Annotated in this window: 2 protein-coding genes; both read right to left on the bottom strand. The window is 40.7% G+C overall.

Annotation, left to right across the window (positions count from 1 at the left end; translation table 11 throughout):
- The coding region (locus IQ244_RS32225) for an IS3 family transposase (protein WP_322746151.1) at positions 1 to 771 on the bottom strand (771 nt) is incomplete at its 3' end.
- Complete coding sequence (locus tag IQ244_RS32220; RefSeq protein ID WP_193900714.1) at positions 768 to 1,082, bottom strand: transposase; 315 nt, start codon at positions 1,080 to 1,082, stop codon at positions 768 to 770. The genes IQ244_RS32225 and IQ244_RS32220, both read right to left, overlap by 4 nt.
- Between the last annotated feature and the right edge of the window lie 59 nt (positions 1,083 to 1,141).

Below are 1,141 nucleotides of genomic sequence, written 5' to 3'. Positions count from 1 at the left end.
CTCAATATATTCGAATACAATTACTGCCGCCTGCTGCTTATTTATAAACTTATTTTGGTAAACGCATTCTGCCTTCAAAGTCTTAAAAAAACTCTCTGCAACCGCATTGTCCCAACAATTCCCTTTTCGACTCATACTTCTGATTACCAAAGGATTCATCTCCAAAAGACTTTTAAAGTCGCTGCAAGCGTATTGAATTCCTCTATCTGAATGGAAAATTAATTCACTTGTAATATTCCTGTTTTTCTGAGCCATTTTCCATGCAGGTATCACAGTATCAATAGCTTTCATTGTTGAACTAAGTGCCCACCCAATTACTCTCCTGTCGGCTAAATCCAATATGATGGTGAGATATAGCCAGCCTTGGGTCGTCTTAATGTACGTGATGTCAGATACCCAAGCAGTGGCTATTTTGTCCACTTTGAATTGCCTGTTAAGCTTATTTTCCACAACCGGGTATTTGTGCTCAGAATCTGTTGTGACACGGAATTTTCTTTTAACGATGCTCCTTATTTTTGCTTTCTTCATCAGTCTGGCAACCCTCGGACGGGACACCTTTATATCCAACTTAATCAATTCATGAGTGATTCTTGGACTTCCGTAAGTTTGTTTACTTTTACTGTGAATAACCCTGATTTTCTCAGTAATAGCCTGGTTTTCAATGGCGGTATTCGATAGCCCATTGCTCAGCCAAGTGTAAAACCCACTCCTACTTACCTTAAAAACCCTACACATTTTCTCAATGGGAAATACCTTCCGATGGCTCTTTATGAACCCGAATATTTGCCATCGCTCCTGGAGAAAATGCTTACAGCCTTTTTTAGAATGTCGCGCTCCATTTGGGTTTCACGAAGTTCCTTTTTCAAACGAGCTAACTCCTGCTCCGTTTCGCTCAATACAACTTTTCCATTACCTGGAAAACTACCGTTTTGTTTGGCAGACAATTCTCTGCGCCAGCGGTATAACATTGCCAGTGGAATATCCAATTCCTTTGCCAGTGCACCAAGGTCTGTGCGGCTATTGCTCAGTTCAACGCTCATCAGTTTGAACTCCTTGTCAAATACTCTTCTTTCTCCAGCCATAAGTGTTAAGTTATAAAAGTTTCCCTTAACTCAGTGTCCGCTTAAAGGTAGCAAGTCCA

Origin of the sequence: Nostoc sp. LEGE 06077 (assembly GCF_015207705.1) — a bacterium.
GTDB lineage: Bacteria > Cyanobacteriota > Cyanobacteriia > Cyanobacteriales > Nostocaceae > Nostoc_B.
This window is presented reverse-complemented; position numbering and strand designations above follow the sequence as displayed.